At 57.0% G+C, this 16,972-nt stretch carries 20 protein-coding genes; 7 read left to right on the top strand and 13 right to left on the bottom strand.

Features of this window, described 5'->3' with window-relative positions; genetic code table 11:
- The first annotated feature begins 61 nt into the window (after window positions 1–61).
- Complete coding sequence (locus tag Thiofri_RS16760; RefSeq protein WP_009147735.1) at window positions 62–958, top strand: isocitrate lyase/PEP mutase family protein; 897 nt, start codon at window positions 62–64, stop codon at window positions 956–958.
- A 42-nt stretch (window positions 959–1,000) separates the two neighbouring features.
- On the opposite strand, the gene Thiofri_RS16765 is transcribed toward Thiofri_RS16760, so the two are convergent.
- The 5 genes from Thiofri_RS16765 to Thiofri_RS16785 all read right to left on the bottom strand — a co-directional run bounded on the left by Thiofri_RS16765 (window position 1,001) and on the right by Thiofri_RS16785 (window position 2,837).
- Window positions 1,001–1,615 carry a hypothetical protein gene (locus Thiofri_RS16765; protein ID WP_040854821.1) on the bottom strand — a complete coding sequence of 205 codons (615 nt, stop codon included), beginning with the start codon at window positions 1,613–1,615 and terminating at the stop codon, window positions 1,001–1,003.
- On the bottom strand, window positions 1,596–1,808 hold the full coding sequence (locus tag Thiofri_RS16770; protein WP_051023788.1) for a helix-turn-helix transcriptional regulator: 213 nt from the start codon (window positions 1,806–1,808) through the stop codon (window positions 1,596–1,598). Before Thiofri_RS16770 ends, Thiofri_RS16765 begins: the two co-directional genes overlap by 20 nt.
- A 14-nt stretch (window positions 1,809–1,822) precedes the next feature.
- The gene (locus Thiofri_RS24965) at window positions 1,823–2,065 is read right to left on the bottom strand and encodes a type II toxin-antitoxin system YafQ family toxin (protein ID WP_086014214.1); all 243 of its coding nucleotides are present in this window, start codon (window positions 2,063–2,065) and stop codon (window positions 1,823–1,825) included.
- A gap of 114 nt (window positions 2,066–2,179) precedes the next feature.
- A complete protein-coding gene (locus Thiofri_RS16780; RefSeq protein WP_009147733.1) occupies window positions 2,180–2,446 on the bottom strand; it encodes a type II toxin-antitoxin system RelB/DinJ family antitoxin in 267 nt (88 codons plus the stop codon).
- A 181-nt stretch (window positions 2,447–2,627) separates the two neighbouring features.
- Window positions 2,628–2,837 carry a site-specific integrase gene (locus Thiofri_RS16785; protein ID WP_040854818.1) on the bottom strand — a complete coding sequence of 70 codons (210 nt, stop codon included), beginning with the start codon at window positions 2,835–2,837 and terminating at the stop codon, window positions 2,628–2,630.
- A 50-nt stretch (window positions 2,838–2,887) separates the two neighbouring features.
- Between Thiofri_RS16785 and Thiofri_RS16790 the strand changes: the two genes are divergently transcribed.
- From Thiofri_RS16790 to Thiofri_RS16810, 5 genes are all read left to right on the top strand, one after another.
- Window positions 2,888–3,586, top strand: coding sequence for a hypothetical protein (locus Thiofri_RS16790; protein WP_009147732.1), 699 nt, complete (start codon window positions 2,888–2,890; stop codon window positions 3,584–3,586).
- A gap of 523 nt (window positions 3,587–4,109) precedes the next feature.
- Complete coding sequence (locus Thiofri_RS16795) at window positions 4,110–4,595, top strand: hypothetical protein (RefSeq protein ID WP_009147731.1); 486 nt, start codon at window positions 4,110–4,112, stop codon at window positions 4,593–4,595.
- A 204-nt stretch (window positions 4,596–4,799) separates the two neighbouring features.
- Window positions 4,800–5,099 carry a hypothetical protein gene (locus Thiofri_RS16800; RefSeq protein WP_009147730.1) on the top strand — a complete coding sequence of 100 codons (300 nt, stop codon included), beginning with the start codon at window positions 4,800–4,802 and terminating at the stop codon, window positions 5,097–5,099.
- Window positions 5,100–5,406: 307 nt separating this feature from the next.
- Window positions 5,407–7,191 carry an anti-phage dCTP deaminase gene (locus Thiofri_RS16805; protein ID WP_009147729.1) on the top strand — a complete coding sequence of 595 codons (1,785 nt, stop codon included), beginning with the start codon at window positions 5,407–5,409 and terminating at the stop codon, window positions 7,189–7,191.
- Between the two features lie 326 nt (window positions 7,192–7,517).
- Window positions 7,518–7,946: a DUF3630 family protein gene (locus Thiofri_RS16810; RefSeq protein WP_083848425.1), complete on the top strand. Its 429-nt coding sequence runs from the start codon at window positions 7,518–7,520 to the stop codon at window positions 7,944–7,946.
- Window positions 7,947–8,239: 293 nt separating this feature from the next.
- Here Thiofri_RS16810 and Thiofri_RS16815 read toward each other — a convergent pair whose 3' ends face one another.
- Window positions 8,240–8,965: a tetratricopeptide repeat protein gene (locus tag Thiofri_RS16815; protein ID WP_009147728.1), complete on the bottom strand. Its 726-nt coding sequence runs from the start codon at window positions 8,963–8,965 to the stop codon at window positions 8,240–8,242.
- 212 nt (window positions 8,966–9,177) lie between these two features.
- On the opposite strand from Thiofri_RS16815, the gene Thiofri_RS16820 reads away from it, so the two are divergent.
- Entirely contained in the window at window positions 9,178–9,927 is a 750-nt protein-coding gene (locus tag Thiofri_RS16820) for a hypothetical protein (RefSeq protein WP_009147727.1), read from the top strand.
- A gap of 423 nt (window positions 9,928–10,350) precedes the next feature.
- Here the strand turns inward: Thiofri_RS16820 and hrpB are convergent, their stop codons facing one another.
- From hrpB to Thiofri_RS16855, 7 genes are all read right to left on the bottom strand, one after another.
- Window positions 10,351–12,972, bottom strand: coding sequence for an ATP-dependent helicase HrpB (gene hrpB, locus Thiofri_RS16825; protein WP_407702913.1), 2,622 nt, complete (start codon window positions 12,970–12,972; stop codon window positions 10,351–10,353).
- A 104-nt stretch (window positions 12,973–13,076) separates the two neighbouring features.
- Window positions 13,077–13,268: a hypothetical protein gene (locus Thiofri_RS16830; protein ID WP_009147725.1), complete on the bottom strand. Its 192-nt coding sequence runs from the start codon at window positions 13,266–13,268 to the stop codon at window positions 13,077–13,079.
- Between the two features lie 46 nt (window positions 13,269–13,314).
- Window positions 13,315–13,620 (bottom strand): DUF4342 domain-containing protein, encoded by a 306-nt coding sequence (locus Thiofri_RS16835; RefSeq protein ID WP_009147724.1) that lies wholly within the window; start codon window positions 13,618–13,620, stop codon window positions 13,315–13,317.
- A 136-nt stretch (window positions 13,621–13,756) separates the two neighbouring features.
- Window positions 13,757–14,182 carry a zinc-ribbon domain containing protein gene (locus Thiofri_RS16840; protein WP_009147723.1) on the bottom strand — a complete coding sequence of 142 codons (426 nt, stop codon included), beginning with the start codon at window positions 14,180–14,182 and terminating at the stop codon, window positions 13,757–13,759.
- A 460-nt stretch (window positions 14,183–14,642) separates the two neighbouring features.
- The gene (locus Thiofri_RS16845; RefSeq protein WP_009147722.1) at window positions 14,643–14,783 is read right to left on the bottom strand and encodes a hypothetical protein; all 141 of its coding nucleotides are present in this window, start codon (window positions 14,781–14,783) and stop codon (window positions 14,643–14,645) included.
- Between the two features lie 9 nt (window positions 14,784–14,792).
- Window positions 14,793–15,311 carry an MOSC domain-containing protein gene (locus Thiofri_RS16850; protein WP_143741814.1) on the bottom strand — a complete coding sequence of 173 codons (519 nt, stop codon included), beginning with the start codon at window positions 15,309–15,311 and terminating at the stop codon, window positions 14,793–14,795.
- 174 nt (window positions 15,312–15,485) lie between these two features.
- The gene (locus tag Thiofri_RS16855) at window positions 15,486–16,913 is read right to left on the bottom strand and encodes a dynamin family protein (protein ID WP_009147720.1); all 1,428 of its coding nucleotides are present in this window, start codon (window positions 16,911–16,913) and stop codon (window positions 15,486–15,488) included.
- Window positions 16,914–16,972: the final 59 nt, after the last annotated feature.

Here is a 16,972-nt window from a genome sequence, read left to right on the forward strand (position 1 = left end):
TGCCGCGGCTGTCCGCGCCACCGATGTCGGACCGGATTCCACCGGAGGAAAGCTCGCTCTAATGACACCCGCCCAACGCTTTCGCGCCCTGGTGGCCGATCCCAAGATTCTGCAACTGCCCGCCTGCCATGACGGCCTCTCGGCCCGGGTGCTCGAGCAGGCCGGTTTTCAGGCCATTGCCGCCGCTGGATTTGGACACTCCGGCAGTCTGCTCGGGATGCCGGATATTGGCTTACTGTCCGGGCGCGAGATGATCGATCAGTACCGCAACCTCTGCGCCGCGGTCAGCATCCCGGTCTTTGTCGACATCGACACCGGCTTTGGCGATCTGAACAATGTCATCCGCACGGTGCGCGAGGTCGAAGCCACGGGCGCAGCTGGCCTGTTCATTGAGGACCAGACCTACCCCAAGCGCTGTGGTCACATGCAGGGTAAGCAGGTCGTGCCGGTCGAGGAGTATCTGCCGAAACTGAAGGCCGCCCTGTGGACGCGCCGCGATCCGGATTTCGTGATCATGGCCCGCACCGATGCCTACTCGGTTCTTGGGCTGGACGAAGCGCTGCGTCGTGCGCGGCTGTATGCCCAGGCCGGTGCCGACATGGTCTTTGTCGAAGCCGTCGATGATCCTGATGCGATGCACACCGTCAATCAGACGTTGGGATCACTGGGGGTGCCCAGCATGGCCAACATGATCGAGGGCGGGCGCGGTCCCTTCCTATCGACCGCTGAGTTGCAGGACCTTGGCTATGATCTGGTTGCCTATCCCTGTGGTTCGCTGTTCAGCGCGGTCAAGGCGATGCAGGACTGGGCCGGGGCGCTGTTGCATCAGGGCACGACAACTGCGGTGCGCGAGCGGATGCTCGGGTTTGACGGATACACCCGGTTCATCGGACTGGAGGAGCTTCGGGAGCGACAAGTTCGGCTTGAATCCGAGACTGGCGGTTCATCGCCACACTGATCCGCGCGCGTCGTCACTTCACTCAGCGCGCGCCGCGAGGACTCACCGAGGCGGACGGAGCCAAGGCCCCGACAGGGATCGCTGGTTGCCTTCTTGCGAAGCGGTTTCCAGGCCTTCCTGTTGAGCGACAAACGCGGCGATGGCTTGCACGCGCGCTAAGGCCGGCCCGTTCAGGTTGGTGCCATGGCGGGAATCATAGTGCTCACAGTAGCGGGCGGCGAGTTGATAGCCGCCAGCCGGGCAGTCCGCGCCCCCGTATCCAAGCCCGTATCCAAGGAGGATGTCGAGCGCCTCTTCCACCCGCATTAGCGAAGCCTCGCGCACGATGCGCACCGCAGTGGAATGGACATAGCGAATCTCCGACTGAAAGTCGTGCAGTCGCTGGCGCAATGACCTGGCCTCGGTCCGATCAAAGTGGCCCTTCTCACCGGCGTCACCCAGGAGGGTTTTGGTTTCCTCCAGCAAGGCTTCCGCCTCTGGGGAGGAGACCTTCGCCTCCTCGATGACTCGCGCGAGCATCCAAAACGCGAAGGCGGTGAGACGGCCTTCGTGCTCGAACCATTTTTTGAGCACCGTCAGGCGCAGGGTTTCAGCGGATCCGGTTTGCTCGATACCGGCAATAATCGCCGCGAGTTTGTCATGGATGGTCTTTGGCATGCTCTGTTTCGCCATAGGTTGCGTGGGGTGACACTGGCCGGGCATCGCTGCGTCCGGCGCATTGCAGTGAATCCAAAATCGCCTCCCGCCACCAATACCGGCGCCGCTCGATGACCAGCGGTGACGGCAGGATGCCGCGCTTGAGCCAACGCCAAAGGGTCATGTCGCTGATGCCGCCGGCAATGCGACGCACCTCCTCGGCGGTGATCAGTCGGTCTTCGGCCTGGTCTTGGGCTTGGCTTTCAATCTGGTGTCGTGGCGGAATTGGGCGGGGTGCGGGAACTGAGTTCTCAAGTGTTTGCAGAGACCGAGCTCGCTATGCGAGCCGAGCCGGACAAGCTGCAACACAGCGTCATCTGGTTTACGGTAGATCAACACCAGATCTGGCTTCACGTGACAATCACGGTGGTCTTGCCACTGGCCGGTCAGTGCATGGTCACGGTGTGTCATCGCCGATCTGAAAATCTAAGCCTCTAGCCGACGGGAACCAAGTCGGCCTCAAGTGTCGTCCGATGCCGCCGCTTGGTTTCCCGCTTGTAGTCCCGCTTAAATTGGCTGGTCCGCTCAATCCTCCGCATGCAGATCTGCCATCAGCGCTTCCACGCTATCAAATCCCTTGAGATGGCCGGCTCGCGCTTCCCGCATCGCCACGATGGTGGTCTCATTAGGTACCAGGGGCTCGAACGGCAGCGCTTTTTCCTGGGCAACGCGCATCAGCAACAGGCGAAAGGCGTCGGAGACTGTCAGGCCCATCGTCGCCAGGACGGCGGATGCCTCCTCTTTGATTTGCGCATCGATTCTGGCGCGCACCACGGCGTTTGATGTCCCCATGAGGAATGTACCTCCTAAGTTCAGCTACAGGTAGCCCAAACTGGCTCGACCCGAAGCCTACCACCAAGCAAAGCCAAACACGCTCGCGGACCAGCAAGCGACGCGCCGATCTGAGCGGATTCACTCGGGCTGGCGAACACGGCTCTTGACGTTCGCGATGCCTTAGGCATTCCGACATAGATCATAGGGTGGCGCCAATTTCAAGCAAGTGCGATTCCCAGGTGAGCAAGGCAGCGCGCTTCTCCTCCATGTAGGTGTGGCGGTCATAATGCACCGACTGCACTCCTCCCAAGCCATGGCTGAGGAGTTGAGCACGGGTTTCACGGCTAATCCCCATGCTTGCCAGCATCGTCTCGACCGTGCGGCGAACATCCCCGTTAACTTCAACCAAGCTGCACGCACGTTGTAAGAGATGGACTTCGATACTTACAGGATGAACCAGTGGATTCCGTGCTAGTCGGATTATCCGGCATCGGTCTCAGCGCGACTGTCGCGCAGGTCATTAGTGGGGGCTCCACGGTCGCATCGGGTGGTCTGGCCTCCCCGGCCCTGGTGGCATCGACCACCGGTAAGGCGCTGTCGACCTTCCTTAAGCAAGCCCGCCGCCTTGAGCAACTCCCCGACTGGCTGGCAAGACGATTGGGTGATCTCGCTGGGATGTCGACCAAGGAAGCCAAACAGACTTTGGCCTCACTGGTTCCGTCCCTGGCAACCCTGGCAAGGACCGATGGTGGCCGAACCCTGCTCAGCCGAACCACCGACACAACCTCACTCGCAAAAATGGCCATTTTCGCCGAGCTTCTTGGGCCGAATGCCTGGATTGTCCATCGCCTGGGAGGCGACTTAGCCCTATCCACGGTTCAATCAAGGCGATTTTCCCCTCAAGTTCTCACCAAGGCATGCCTCTACGGCAAATCTGGTCTCCGTTTCCTTGACCAACATAGTGCCCTGACCTTTCTGAAGGTCACTTCTAGGGGAACCAAGAGCGTCTACAACCGTGATTTCGCACGTTTCCTGGCAAGTTGGCTCCCAAACATTCCAACTTGGCTCCTCTGGACAGTGATTCTCACGGCGGGAGTCGTTCTGCTGCCCTTGAGGTGGATTGGCTCCGTTATCTCTCGGAGATCGCCTGACATGTAGTCCCGGGCGATTGCGCAATCACAAAGACTGAAAACTTTACTCAACTATTACGGGAGTTGGTGTCCTCTATTTTTGCGAACTGCGTCACAAAACCTCGCTAACGTGTTCTCAGGCTATCAACATTCCGACAATTTTCTGACACTTATACGACACACGGACTCCTGCCTTCCTCTCACAATCACGGTTTTTGCGTTTTCTTTACGCGGACATTTCCATTATCCGATTTCGTTTGTAGGGAAATTCCCTACAAAAAAAGGAACCGTTGGCGACTGAAAAATATCACTTGCCATACACTAATCAAAAAAAAGGGGACAATGCGGATAAATATCCTTGACTGTTTTCGCACTTAGTTGTAGTTTCCGAACACATGATATGCTAGACCAAATGAACACTTGAGGTATCGCGCCGGTCAGTACGCGGTCCTTGATCTGCTTCAACGAACCCGATTTTCTTCCTCAAGCTTCTCTTAAATACTTAACAAATTTAAATTCCCAATAAGAATATAGAACGCGTAACAATAACCATGAAAAACATACAGTTACTTGCCCTTTCGATTTGGTTGACGTTCACCTCAGCCGTTGCATTTGCTGGCCAGGAATTGTGCTCCGCGATAGAAAACACAATTGGAGTCAACCCGCCTACCACGGTTGACAGCATTGGCACTCCGTTAAGCCGGACCGAGAAAGATGTTCAAAACGAGTTTGATGATTCACTCGATAAATCGATTCTATTAAAGTACCCGAATGGTTACGTCGATTTTTACTACGTAACGCATCTAAACAAGTTTATTTTTTATGGCGCTCAACTGCAACGGGAATCCTTTAATCCAACGATCAATGCCGCCATTCCAGATACCATAGACTCACTTCAGCAAATGCACGGCTACCCAAATAATCAAACGAGTGATGCCCTTCTTTACTACTGTGACATCAGCGAAACGTCATATGTAGAGATATTTCATCAAGATAAGGAGATAACTAGCTTCAAATATACGCAAGAAATGTTGTAGGATTAGATTTATAGTTCAGGCGAACAACGGAGCTGATCACACGGATCATCCAACACTTTTCACAAACCACTGAGCAAGTGCGCCCAGGGCGGCGATTATCGCCCAGGGTCTTGCGCGCCGCCCTCGTCACAGTAAGGGCCGCTATGCCGAGTAGGAGACTGACAAGTCGCGCACTTTGCCGCTCCCTGGTTACTGCCGGCCCCGATGACTGAGGTTTACAACACCTACCAGTTAGCTGCAAGCGTTGGCTACGCAGATCGGCAGTTGAAGCAAGCTACCAAAGAACAGGTGACCGAGGCGATAAATGTTCTCGCTATCGCAGTCGGGTACCACCAACTTCGTTTTGGCGAGGTGCCTGAAGGTGCTCTTGCAGAAATGCTGCAAGCCGGGACGCTCGATAGCGAGCAAATGGCGATGGTAACAGCCGGAATGCAGAATCTGGCCGCTGCGCTGGCTGAGGTTTTATCGGATACAGACAATACGCATCGCCCGGCTGTGCATTAGTCGCTTGCCAAAGCGGCTGGCTTGCTAACCCGTTTGCAGCAGATCGATTGTCTTCTATCGGCCAAAAGCGGACATGGAGACCCGCAAGACGATTGAAGGCGGGTACGCACATCTGGATCGCCAGGTGCGTATATCTAGATTTGGAAATCCAGATCGAGATACGTAAATATAGCGATCGATATCCAGATCTGCAGAAAAGTTTCTAGATGTGGTGATATTCGCTGAGGGGCGGAGTCGCCGATTACATGTTATGCATAAAAAGAACACTCCGCCAGCATCTCCAGCATCTCTATATTAGGGAACTTTAATGAAATCAATATTCACCGGCACCTACGATGAGCTAAAACAGAAATTGAGTTCCATCAACGGTGAATGGGACGAAAATCAGGCCAACAAGAAAGTCCTTCGGTTAAACGGCGGCGTGATGAATTGGTTTTCAAGTACCGGAACTATTCAATTTCAGGGAAAAGATGAACCAAAAGAGAAATTGAAAGATTTGGTGCTGTCGTGCCTAGATCCAAATCATCAACAACAAATTGCACATGAGCCGATAGAGCTAGTAGAAATTGATGATGCCGAAGGCGCCCCGGAGGATTCAATCCCTTATAGCGAGCGAGTTGGCAGAGCATATCTAATAGGTGCGTTTGAAAACTCTGAGATAGTAATCGGTTTGGTAAGTGCAGTGGGAACCGAAACAACTAGAGTGGTCACGCCGCTGAAAGATCGCTTGTCACATTTTGGATACGCCGCAATAGAGATAAAAGTCTCGTCACTGCTAAAAACGAACGGAACAACATCAAACGAGTACGAGCGAATTAAGTCATTAATGGAGGCTGGAGATAAGCGCCGAAAAGACACTAAGCTTAATTCTATTCTTGCTTACGCAGCAGCCAAGCTAATTTCTGACAACCGAGATGAAACGAAGCCAAAGAGAGCTTACATAATCAACTCGCTGAAGCATCCAGATGAAGTTGAAGCTCTTCGTAAGATTTACGGACAAGGATTTTACTTGTTTGGAGTTCACGCCGACAAGAAGCGCAGACTCCATTATCTGACCAACGACAAGAACCTAACTGATCCACAGGCGATAGAGCTTACCGATATTGACGAAGATGAAAAGGTAAAGCATGGCCAACGCACCCGAGACACATTCCATCTCGCCGATTTCTATATTAACTTTGGGAAAAATGATGATCAGGTAAAAAACACCATTCAAAGATTTCTCGAACTAATATTTGCCCATCCTTACAAGAATCCGACGTTCGACGAATTTGCAATGTTTATGGCATTTTCTAGTTCAGTCCGGTCAGGCGATCTTTCACGTCAAGTTGGTGCAGTAATCGCTAGAAACGATCAAATTCTGTCAACGGGCGCCAATGAGACTCCGAAGCAAGGTGGTGGACTTTATTGGGCGAATGTCGACGATGCAAGCGGAAAGGTAATAGATGAGCAAGATGGAAAAGATTACACAAGAAATGAAGATTCAAACAAAGTAGAGCAGCAAGAGATATTGTCGGAGATTATGCGAGGGGTAAAAAAAGTCTCTGGGTTGACCAACGATCAAACGAGTGAAATCGAAATCGTTCTTAACCATAGTCGAATAAGAGATTTAACGGAATTCGGAAGAGTTGTTCACGCCGAGATGGAAGCCATTTTGTCATGCAGCAGGGCCGGTATATCGACTATAGATGGCACTCTCTACTGCACCACGTTCCCGTGCCATAACTGTGCAAAGCATATTATCGCCGCTGGAATTCAAAGGGTTGTATATGTTGAGCCCTATCCGAAAAGCAAGGCGCTTGAGTTTCACTCGGATTCAATTGAATTAAGAACAAAGCTCGAAACTGACGAAAAAGATGAGAGCAATCATGTTATTTTCGAGCCATTTACTGGCGTTGGCGCAAGACGTTTCCTGGATTTCTTTTCAATGAATCTCGGTGCTGGAATCAAGCTAACTAGGAAAGGAAAAGATGGGAAGACTGTAGATTGGACAAAAGGCACTGCCAACGTCAGAGTGGCATTATTGCCGGAGTCATACAGAGAAATAGAAAGTGACGCTGCTGAAATTTTTCAGCAAAGCTTGTTTGCATAACAAGGCCGTTAACGCGGACGCGCTTTTCGCTCGCTGCGCTCACTACAAATGCGCCGGTTACGGCTGGCGTTAAGTCCGCTCAGGGTCGAGTCCTGACCTTCAACGAGGTGAGTGGCCGAGTCTCGGCTGAAGGCCCGGTGTCGGCCATGTCCTGACGCTTACCGGTGCCAGCGAGTGCCGGCAACGCTTGCTTCAGGGACGTTCCAAACGGAAGGCTGCGCGGCCGGGTCGGCACCAAGGGGCGATTCACCAGGGTCAGGGTCAGAGTCAAGCCGCCACCGTGGGTCTAGTCAAGATGAGCCGATTGCGCAGCGCCTAAACCGTTCATGCCCGCCATGCCATTGTTCAACTCTAGCAGTCGATCGAACGCCCAACACGGCTCGAAGGCAGGTATCGCAACAACGACCCGCGCCAACGACATTGGCACTTGCATGATCTCTTTCAGAAAACCTCTTCTCAAGAAAACACATTCGGGGCACGTTTGTATTGAATTAACGGAAGCTGGAACATGGGAGCAGTTTCCCGAGTTCGCTGAAAAATTAACTAAACAATTACATGGCAGGAAAATAAAAGCGATAGATAGCCCTGACATCAGATTTTGGGAGATTAGAATAAACAACATAATCCTTAACCTGGGTTATGAAGATTACCCCAATGGAATATCACTGTTTTCATATTGCAAAGACGGTGACGCCTATCTACAAAATCTGCATAAGGAGCTATTAAAAAATAGTGGTGAGCCAGGAAGTTTATGAGAAACCGCCAGGGCTGGAAAGGCTGCAACATTTATAAAAGTCGCGATCAGCGGGAAGCTCAATGATTCCGACCCATCAGTTGCTACTCATGCCTGGACATTGAGAAGGATCGAAACAGGCATCGGCGACAGCCTGGGCACCGCACCCGTCAGCCATGTGGTTGATGACGATCACGTCTTAACCGACAGCAGGATCGGTAACGCACCGATGAGCACAGGCTGGCGCTAAGGGGCCAGAATCGCGGCCCCTTCCTACCCAGGTGAAACTGGCTAAGACTCGGGGCGACCGCCATCCTACTGGCTTTGTGCTCGCCGCAGCCCGACCAGTCTTTTGCGGGCCTCGCTTAACTGCGCCGCTGTCATGCGTCGCTCCAGGGCCTGCAGGTTCACGTCGGCCTCGGCATAGCCTTGTGCGGCAGACAGCCCTAGCCAGGTGTAGGCCTTGATATCGTCGCGAGGAACCCTTTCGCCTTCGAAATAGAGCAGGCCGAGGTTGACTTGCGCCTTGAGATAGCCCTGACGAGCCGCTCTGAGATACCAGTCCAGCGCATCGTCAATACTCTCCTCGACACCCTCGCCAGTCTCATGCATCAGGGCAAGATTGAACTGTGCGCGTGCCATGCCCTGCTGTGCGGCCTGTCGATACCATCGAGCGGCTTGGGCGCGATCTTGGGGCACACCGTTGCCTTTGTCGTACAGCAACGCCAGGTTGAACTGCGCTTCGGCGTCGCCTTGTTCGGCCGCAAGGGCGTACCAACGAGCGGCGGCGCTGTCGTCTTCGGGAAGACCAACGCCCTGATCGTACATCACACCAAGGTTGAACTGTGCTTGCGGGCTGCCTGCAAGGGCGGCACGCTCGAACAGCACCTCGGCCTCTGCGATATCGCCTTTCTGAAACAACTCGATGGCCTGCCGCAGGTTGGAGGACTCGTCAGCTAATGTCGAGTGACCGTTCACTAAGAGGACGACGAGTAGCAAGCAAGGCAGTCGACGCTGGCAATTCAGGGTTTTCTTATGCATAGAGGCTCGTCACAGATTTGGCTGATCGACCGCGGCCCTCGAGTCGAGGCCTTGACTCGAATGCTGATTCCGCCGCACTTGGCATCGGAACTGCTCCTCATGATGTGGCAATCTGAATGGCAGCCCATCGCGCTCCAACGAGCCTAAGAGCGGGCACACTGAAAACCCGCTAGACCCCGCAGCAGACTCTGACCATTTGAGATACTCAGCCAATGACTAGATCGACTGGCAACCTACACGGCGTAGTCTTTGATGTTATCGCCTTGGCGATTGGGTTGGCGATGATCTCACCGGCTCCGGATCAACTGATCCCGGCTGAAGGATCACTGCTTGGCGCCATCTTGCTGCTCGCGGTTGTTTCGCAGATGGCCGGAGCATACTGGAAAGCTCCTGCCCTGAGGGGACGGCTGACCGACTCGCCACAACCGCACCCAAAATGGCTACAACGCGCGTTGCAAGGGCTGCTATTTCTTCACTGGCTCTTTTTCACTGTCGTTGTGCTCATGGCCTTTGTGCAGCTAGGCTGGGCTGCTGCTGTGCCTGGTGACAGCGAGATAGCGTGGTATTGGGTTCTCTTGTCCTTGGCGCTAGGTTCAATAGCTACCGGGCTGGTGCGCCGGTCCAGCCGCCCGTTTGGAGCTGGCAAGCATGAAGGCACGAAGCCATCGAGCCCAGCGAATAAGACGCAAGAGTGGCTCGCGGATAGCCTGCTGTGGTTATCGATGACCATCCTCACCATCCTCTTCTGGGATTCTCTCATTGTCACGGAACTCGAGGGGGTTAGAGGTATTGGTTTTGGCGCTCGCAGTATGACAATCCTGGTGACATCAGCCCTTCTGATGCTCTTCCTCTACCTCCCCAGCCGGTATCTGTTTATCGTCGAAGACGCCGCAGATCCTCTAGCTTGGGCTCGGATATTCGCGGTCGTGATGGTGCCGATTGCCTGGAGGATAGTGCTGTAGTTTGTACCGACATCTTTTCAACAAATCAACCCAAACCCGTCACACCCGTCGGACATCGGGACTTGACAACCGGCCCGGAGTTTATGAACAGCCCCCGTAGGGACACACGTTCTGCGCGAAAATGCTGGTTTCAACCACTTACAAGATGATGGAACAGGCTTAAAAAAACTCAAAAACAGTCACTTACAGACCGCAAAGAATTTGACCAATCGAAAACGAGGCGCGCCAGGACAAGAGCTTAGGCGCCATCTGACAAGGTTGCCCACAAGGTTATCCACAGGATCAGTGGATAAGGGGCATTTTCAATGCGGCCTTGGTGATTTACCCATCCTTGTTCGAGAACACCTGAGTCTCCGCGCCCAAATGAAGCCAGCAGCTGGCACTTGATCGCTGGCACTTGATTGCAGGCAGCTGATTGCAGGTTTAGGGTTTGGCTTTTGGCTTGCGCCCAAGTGTGACGGCCTGGGCGGTTGCCGGGTCTTCTGGCCAGTGATGCTTGGGATAGCGTCCGCGCAGTTCCTTGCGCACTTCAGGGTAGCCTTGGCGCCAGAAGCTGGCAAGGTCTTGGGTGATTTGCAGCGGGCGGCGTGCTGGGGATAACAAATGCAGGGTCACCGCGAGCTGTCCATCAAGCAGGTCCGGGGTCTGGCGGCTGCCGAACATTTCCTGCAAGGGGATAGCGAGGATCGGGCCTTGCGCCGAGCTGTAGTCGATGGGATGACTTTTCCCGGCGGGACTGCTCCAGTGCGTTGGCACCAGGCGATCAAGCGCCTGCTGCTGCGACCAGTCGAGTTGGGCGCGCAATAGCGCACAGAGATCAAGCGCGCGCACCTCGGCCAAGCGCGTTTTGCCGCTCAACCAGGGAGTCAGCCACTGCGCCAGAGTGGCTTGCAAGGCGCTGTCGCTGACATCGGGCCAGCCCTGATGGTGGAAGTGGCGGTGCAGCAAAACCATGCGCGCCTGTAATTGGCGCGCGGCGGGGCACCAGTCCAGGGCGGTGGGAAATTGCTTTTGCACCTGTTCGAGGAGCAAGTCGGCGGCCGCTTGGGTATCCGTGATTGGCTGTGCCTGCTCGGACAGGATCAGAACGCCGAGACGCCGCACTTGCCGGGCGGCGACTGCCTCACGCTCGCTGTCCCAGTGCAGCCTGTGCTCCTCTTCGATGGGGATGAACGCTTGTTCCAGCAGCTCAGCGGCTGCGATAGGCAATGCCAGGCGGATGCGGCTCTCGACCCGTGACAGGCCGGGGCCGATCTCGCTCGGGGCATCGAGATGGGCAATGACCAGATACTCGGCATCAATCAGCGCATCCTGTTCTGGCAGCCGGGCGCCGCCACCGCCGCTCAGACGGTAGCGGCCCGAGGTACTGCGTTGTTGCGCGATCCGATCCGGGTAGGCCAGCATCAGCAGAGTGGCTGGGGTGTGCGCGCCAAGGGCTGATTGATCCGTTTGATCGGTTGTCACGGGTTTGGCTTTGCTGATCAGGCGGCGCAATTGTGCCGCTGCCTGATCAATGGCTTTGAGCCGACGCCGATCCATTGGGGCCGTTCTGGCCGCTCCAATGTCGCGGTCGCTGGTCTTCTCGCGCCAGTGATTCAGCGCGCGCAAGCGCGGGCCGAGATCGACCGGAGGCGGTCCCTGCTCGCCACGCAGGGCATCCGGCTCGGACAGTAGGGCGCACAGATCAGCCGCCAGCGCTCGCGCTTCGGGGGCAGCGGCGCACAACATGGCGCCAAGTCGCGGATGCACCGGCAGGCGGCCCATGGCTCGACCCAGCGCGGTGATGGTGCCAGTGGCCGTGACAGCGCCAAGCCGCTGCAACAGCTCAATGGCGCGCTTCCAGGCTGCAAGCGGTGGTTCCTCCAGCCAGCGCAGATCCAGCGGGCGGGAGACGCCCCAGGCGGCGAGTTGCAAGGCCAGCGGCGCCAGGTCGGCATTGAGGATTTCGGCAGGGCGCTGCTCGGGACGTGAGCGTTCTTGCTCGCGTGTCCAGAGCCGATAGCAAACGCCGGGGCCGAGGCGCCCGGCGCGCCCAGCGCGCTGCTCGGCCGAGGCCAGGCTGATGGGTTCGGTGCGCAAGGCGCTGAGTCCGCTGCCGGGGTCGAAGCGCGGCTTGCGAGTCAGGCCGGTGTCGATCACGACCCCAATGCCGGGAATGGTCAGACTGGTCTCGGCGATGTCCGTGGTCAGAATGACCCGGCGCGCGCCTTGCGTCCCGCCGCACAGGACGCGATCCTGGGCCTCGGCGGGTAATTGACCATGCAGTGGCAGGACCTCGACAGGCTGGCCGTTCATGTCGGGCCGATCAGTCAGATCGAGCACATCCGCTAGGGCGTCCTGACATTGGCGGATTTCGCGCACGCCGGGCAGAAACACCAGCAGATCGCCTGTGTTATCGCGCAGCGCTTGGCGCACGCAGGGCGCAACAGCGGCGACTGGGGCGGCACTGGCATGGGCACCGGATCGTGCAGCCAGTTGGCCGGTTCTGCCACGCGCGGGTGTCGGCTCGACATAGCGGCGCTCAACCGCATACGCCTGACCCTGTCCCTCGATCACCGGCGCACCGCCCAACAGTTGCGCCAGCGGTGCAGCCTCAAGCGTGGCTGACATTGCGAGCAGCCGCAGATCGGGGCGCAGATTGTCGATGACATCAAGCGCCAGAGTCAGAGCCAGGTCAGCGTCGAGATTGCGCTCGTGGAATTCATCGAAAATCAGCAGCCCAACGCCCGCGAGTTCGGGATCGAATTGCAGACGGCGGGTCAGGATGCCTTCGGTCAGCACCTCAATGCGCGTGCTTGCGCTTGTGGTGCGTTCAAAGCGCACCTGATAACCGATGCTTTGACCCAACGGCTCTTGCAGCATCGCGGCCATGCGCGCCGCCGTTAGGCGTGCGGCTGCGCGCCTGGGTTCAAGCATCAGAATGCGCTGTCCCGCCAGCCAGGATTCATCGCGCAAGGCCAGGGGCACGCCGGTGGATTTCCCCGAGCCCGTTGGGGCTTGCACAATGGCATGGCCGTGGCGCAGCGCTTCTCGCAGCGCCGGCACCGCGGCCTGAATGGGGAGCGCGGCGAGGGGGGATCCACTCGCGGGATCAGCACGCGATCCGCGAGTGGCAGAGTCTGCCAGGTTCAGAAACAAGCTTTGGCCGACTATTCGGCGGCGGCTTCTTCAGCCGGTGCCGCGGGTGCCTTCGACTTAGGTGCGGTGATCAGCCCCTCGGCGAGCAGCACGGCGGCTTTGTCATCGCCATTGACCGAGCGCTTGCGCGCGTCCGTGACCGCATAGCGCCCGGAAGGCTTCTGGTAGATCCGGTGTTCCTTGGTGCGTTTGATTTCTTTCATTGGTGTTGAATGCGACCCAAATGGTCAATCAGGGGAAAAGATGGCCTTAATCGTCGGAGATCGGGCGTTCTTCGCGCGGTGCGACCTTGCGCTGCACATCCACCTGTACCTTGCTGAACAGGGCGGCAATGGCGCCGAGTGCTGCAAGAAAGGGGGCGAGCAATGTTAAGGCACCACCGACCGCGACGCCGACGGTCAGGGGAATATCCATCAGCTGCGGGCCATCACCCTTGCGCACCACCAAACGCCGGACGTTACCCTCGGCGATGGCGGTCTTAAGAAATTCGATCAGGTCATGGCCGGCAAGGGTGACGCGTTCGGTGATGTTACGATTGCAGTGGTGATTAGGCATGATCCTTAGCACGCAGGCGACCTGCGGCGATGTCCTAGCTGTAAAACGGCTGCAGCGAACCGCGAAGTATAGAATCAAAGGGTCATTCGTCCCGGATGCCTCCTGACGATTCTGATCACATGGGGGAACCCGCCGATTATCCGGAGGACAAGCGCATCCGCCGTCGAAAAAAAGCGGCGTTTGGATGCTGCGGCCGCGCCGCCATCGCCTCCATATGGCGCTTCTGCGCCATTTTTTGCTTGCGAATGCGCTGACGACAGGTGCGACAGCGCACCGCGAATGAATCGATGTGTCCCTTGGCGACTTCGTACCACCATTTCTGCTGCTGAGCCGCCCAAGTCTCGGTCGCGCCACAATCACGGCAAATGAAACGTCGATCAACGTAATAGTCGGGAAGCAACCCATAGGTGTTGTTGTGGCTGAGCTCGCCATGGTCGGCTGGAACCGCACCTAGCGGTCTCTCACCCAACCGCGCCCTGGGCTTCAAGCGACTCTGCAATTTCATCGCCCGGAGGCCGCGTTTTGCCTTGATCTCGGCGCGGCGCTGCCGATTACTTTTCATGCGATCTTTCCCTCCAAACGACCGAACCGATATTCTCGCACGCCGAGGCAAGACAACGCGCGGGTGCGGAGAGAGACACGACGACGCATCCCTCGGATGTGCGACCTTGGTGCAACACAGAAAGTAACATGATCCCAGAGCCCGAGCCCTTCGCAGAAGATTGGATTAACGCGGGGAATTCCCATGACATTGACCGCATTCTCAACCATTATTCTGACAGGCTGATCTGAAGCTGGCGCTGGCCTGGGTGGAACGCTGTCAGGGATGCGGCCAGACGCCGGTCCGCGCGGTCTGCGATACCTGCGAGCGCGCCCATGGGTGGGAAGACATCGGCGTGATGCGGGTGGTTTGGGATGAACCGGTCAATGGCTGATCATTCCTTTACTATCTGCTACCGCCAGACCTGGCACGACGGCTTCGGCGCGCGCGACTGGAAGCTTGCCAGCACGCTTTGGGGCGCTCAGTGCTGCGAGAGCGGCTCATCGCGCGGTTCTTCGCGCTCGATCGAGCGGGAGCTGCACAGGCGGTGGCGCATTTCCGCGCCCAAGGGCTCGGCTTGGGTGAGATGTTGGCAGTAGAAGGGCTGTTGGGGCTGCCCCATATCGCGCTGTCAGCGTTGCGATCCACTCGCTGGTGGTGAGACATGAACGCGGTCACCCACCTTAATGAGGCCCGCTGCGCGAACGCGAAGACAGTGGCCGGACTGCCGACCCAATGCCTTCGCCGTTCCCGGCCCAGAGATGCGGTCGAGATAGCCGCATGGCGGGCGGACCCGATGCCAGTCAAACAGGGCATCGCCGATGCGTATCTCCCGGTTGCGCAGTTCAGTTCGCGCCAACCCAGACACGACCAGATTTCGCCGGTGCTGGCCGGCATCAAGCGCTAGCCCATGCCGGAGCTGTGCCCGAACAAGATCCTCGGCGCAGATTAGCGTGACCTGACACCCATCGGTCAGCCGCCAAAACCCACGGCCCAGCGCGTATCGATCATCAGCAAGTCCCGCGTCAACCAGGGCAAATGCCTGATCACAGGAACGCATCGGCGCGCCTGCTTGGTCGGCAACAAAGATCGCCAACAGCCTCCCCTCTCGGCTAGGCTCCCGACGCAACCGACGGCGCAGAGTCAGCATCCAAGGCTGCAAGCTGGGCACAGCATCCTCACTTTAGAAAACACCAAAACAGGCGAAGATCAAACGTCTCTTGCGCGCAGGGAGCCCGGCCCGAGCAATGAGCTGCATTCGGCAAGAGCGGACGTGAAGCGCGGCGCTTTCAACGGCAGGTCAACCCGCCCCAGCCTGCTCACCTCAGAAGAAAGTTCTACGCTTAGGTTTCGCGGACCTGTCACCTTCGACCAGCGGACGGCGCGGCTCTGATGCCGGGAAGGTCGCCGGGCGATCCTGCTCCAACGCGGGTGCGGGCGCGTCGCTATCTCGCATGGCGTCGTGGAGTTTGCTCCGAAGCTGCGGGATGAGCTCGTTCGTCAGTTCGTCAAGATGCTCGCGCTTGTGCCAACTCATCTTCTCGAACGACTGGAGGCCGCTCTTTTCAGCAATCTCGCGGGCGCGTGGGCTGATCTCTTCCCACATCATGCGCAAGTCATCGGCCCGGTCGCGCACCAGCAACTCTTGATCGTGCAGATGTTCAAAGATCTGGTCGAAGCGAGAAATCAGACGCCGTTTGGTCCGCCGGAGAATAATGTACTCGATCAAACTGAAAGCTAGGACTGCGGCCAATCCAATCCCTGGCAACGCCACAACCATGCCCGTGCCAACGGCGGCAGCGCCCAGCCCGCCAAAGAGCAGGAGCAAGAAACCTCGCCAGCGCGCGCGGATCGATTTGAACTTGTCGGCAGCCTTGTTGATCACCATCGCGTGCAACCGGAGCCGCTCGGCATATGCCTGGATCTGTGTGATCTGGTTATCCATCCGCCGGGTCGGTGCACGGCGTAACTCACCGATCAGATCATTGCGCGCCTTCTCAAAGTCCTCCATCGGCAGGCGCGACTTCGGCTTGTCGGGCAGCGGTATGAAGGTGTTATAGATCATCGGCAAGTCTTTGCGCGGGATAACCTTGCCGAGGTTCCAGCAGAGGGCACCATAGGCCCGCGCGAAGTCGTGCAAGCTCTGGAACTGATCCACCTTATTCAAGATGATCAACATCTTATGGTCGATGCCTGCCAAGGACTCGCGGAAGACTTGAAGTGTTTCGCCCGTCGTCCCTGGCTTATCGGGATCGAAGAAGACCATCACAAGGTCGGCGCGTTCGGCGAACCAACGCACCACACCGGGGAAGTCAAAACCACGCCCGTTCTCGGCTTTAGCCTCATCGATCATGCCCGGGCTGTCGATCAGCGTCACCCTTTGCAAGAGTTCAGCGGGGCGCAGCTTGAGGCGCACATGCGAGACCAATTGGTCACCAAAGTACCGGAGCCCCTCATAGGGCAAGTCCGGATTGCTAACGACAGCAGGCCCATCTCGCTCGGTCGCGGTTGCACCATGAGTGATGATCGTGAACCCGTCATCCGTGGGAGCAACCCCAGTGTTCTGAACATTGTCGCCCAAGAGATGGTTCACAAAAGTGGACTTCCCCGACGAGTGATTGCCCAAGAGCAAGACCTGCGCCGGCCGACGCAACTCGCCGACAGTGGGCGGACGTCGGAACATAAACTGTTTTGCCAGCGCAGCGAGAGGGTCCTCGTAGTAGTCGCGGATCTGGTTCGCGAATTCTTCCATCACGTGTTGCAAAGGACGTCCTCTTTTCATCTACTCGATGAGGGATAGGAAAGCCAAGC

Origin of the sequence: Thiorhodovibrio frisius (genome assembly GCF_033954835.1) — a bacterium.
Lineage (GTDB): Bacteria > Pseudomonadota > Gammaproteobacteria > Chromatiales > Chromatiaceae > Thiorhodovibrio > Thiorhodovibrio frisius.

Coding starts and splice junctions, on each gene's coding strand:
- Thiofri_RS16760 (WP_009147735.1), top strand. CDS start 62: ATGACACCCGCCCAACGCTTTCGCGCCCTGGTGGCCGATCCCAAGATT.
- Thiofri_RS16765 (WP_040854821.1), bottom strand. CDS start 1,615: ATGCCAAAGACCATCCATGACAAACTCGCGGCGATTATTGCCGGTATC.
- Thiofri_RS24965 (WP_086014214.1), bottom strand. CDS start 2,065: ATGACACACCGTGACCATGCACTGACCGGCCAGTGGCAAGACCACCGT.
- Thiofri_RS16780 (WP_009147733.1), bottom strand. CDS start 2,446: ATGGGGACATCAAACGCCGTGGTGCGCGCCAGAATCGATGCGCAAATC.
- Thiofri_RS16795 (WP_009147731.1), top strand. CDS start 4,110: ATGAAAAACATACAGTTACTTGCCCTTTCGATTTGGTTGACGTTCACC.
- Thiofri_RS16800 (WP_009147730.1), top strand. CDS start 4,800: ATGACTGAGGTTTACAACACCTACCAGTTAGCTGCAAGCGTTGGCTAC.
- Thiofri_RS16805 (WP_009147729.1), top strand. CDS start 5,407: ATGAAATCAATATTCACCGGCACCTACGATGAGCTAAAACAGAAATTG.
- Thiofri_RS16810 (WP_083848425.1), top strand. CDS start 7,518: ATGCCCGCCATGCCATTGTTCAACTCTAGCAGTCGATCGAACGCCCAA.
- Thiofri_RS16815 (WP_009147728.1), bottom strand. CDS start 8,965: ATGCATAAGAAAACCCTGAATTGCCAGCGTCGACTGCCTTGCTTGCTA.
- Thiofri_RS16820 (WP_009147727.1), top strand. CDS start 9,178: ATGACTAGATCGACTGGCAACCTACACGGCGTAGTCTTTGATGTTATC.
- Thiofri_RS16830 (WP_009147725.1), bottom strand. CDS start 13,268: ATGAAAGAAATCAAACGCACCAAGGAACACCGGATCTACCAGAAGCCT.
- Thiofri_RS16835 (WP_009147724.1), bottom strand. CDS start 13,620: ATGCCTAATCACCACTGCAATCGTAACATCACCGAACGCGTCACCCTT.
- Thiofri_RS16840 (WP_009147723.1), bottom strand. CDS start 14,182: ATGAAAAGTAATCGGCAGCGCCGCGCCGAGATCAAGGCAAAACGCGGC.
- Thiofri_RS16845 (WP_009147722.1), bottom strand. CDS start 14,783: ATGGGGCAGCCCCAACAGCCCTTCTACTGCCAACATCTCACCCAAGCC.
- Thiofri_RS16850 (WP_143741814.1), bottom strand. CDS start 15,311: ATGCTGACTCTGCGCCGTCGGTTGCGTCGGGAGCCTAGCCGAGAGGGG.
- Thiofri_RS16855 (WP_009147720.1), bottom strand. CDS start 16,913: ATGGAAGAATTCGCGAACCAGATCCGCGACTACTACGAGGACCCTCTC.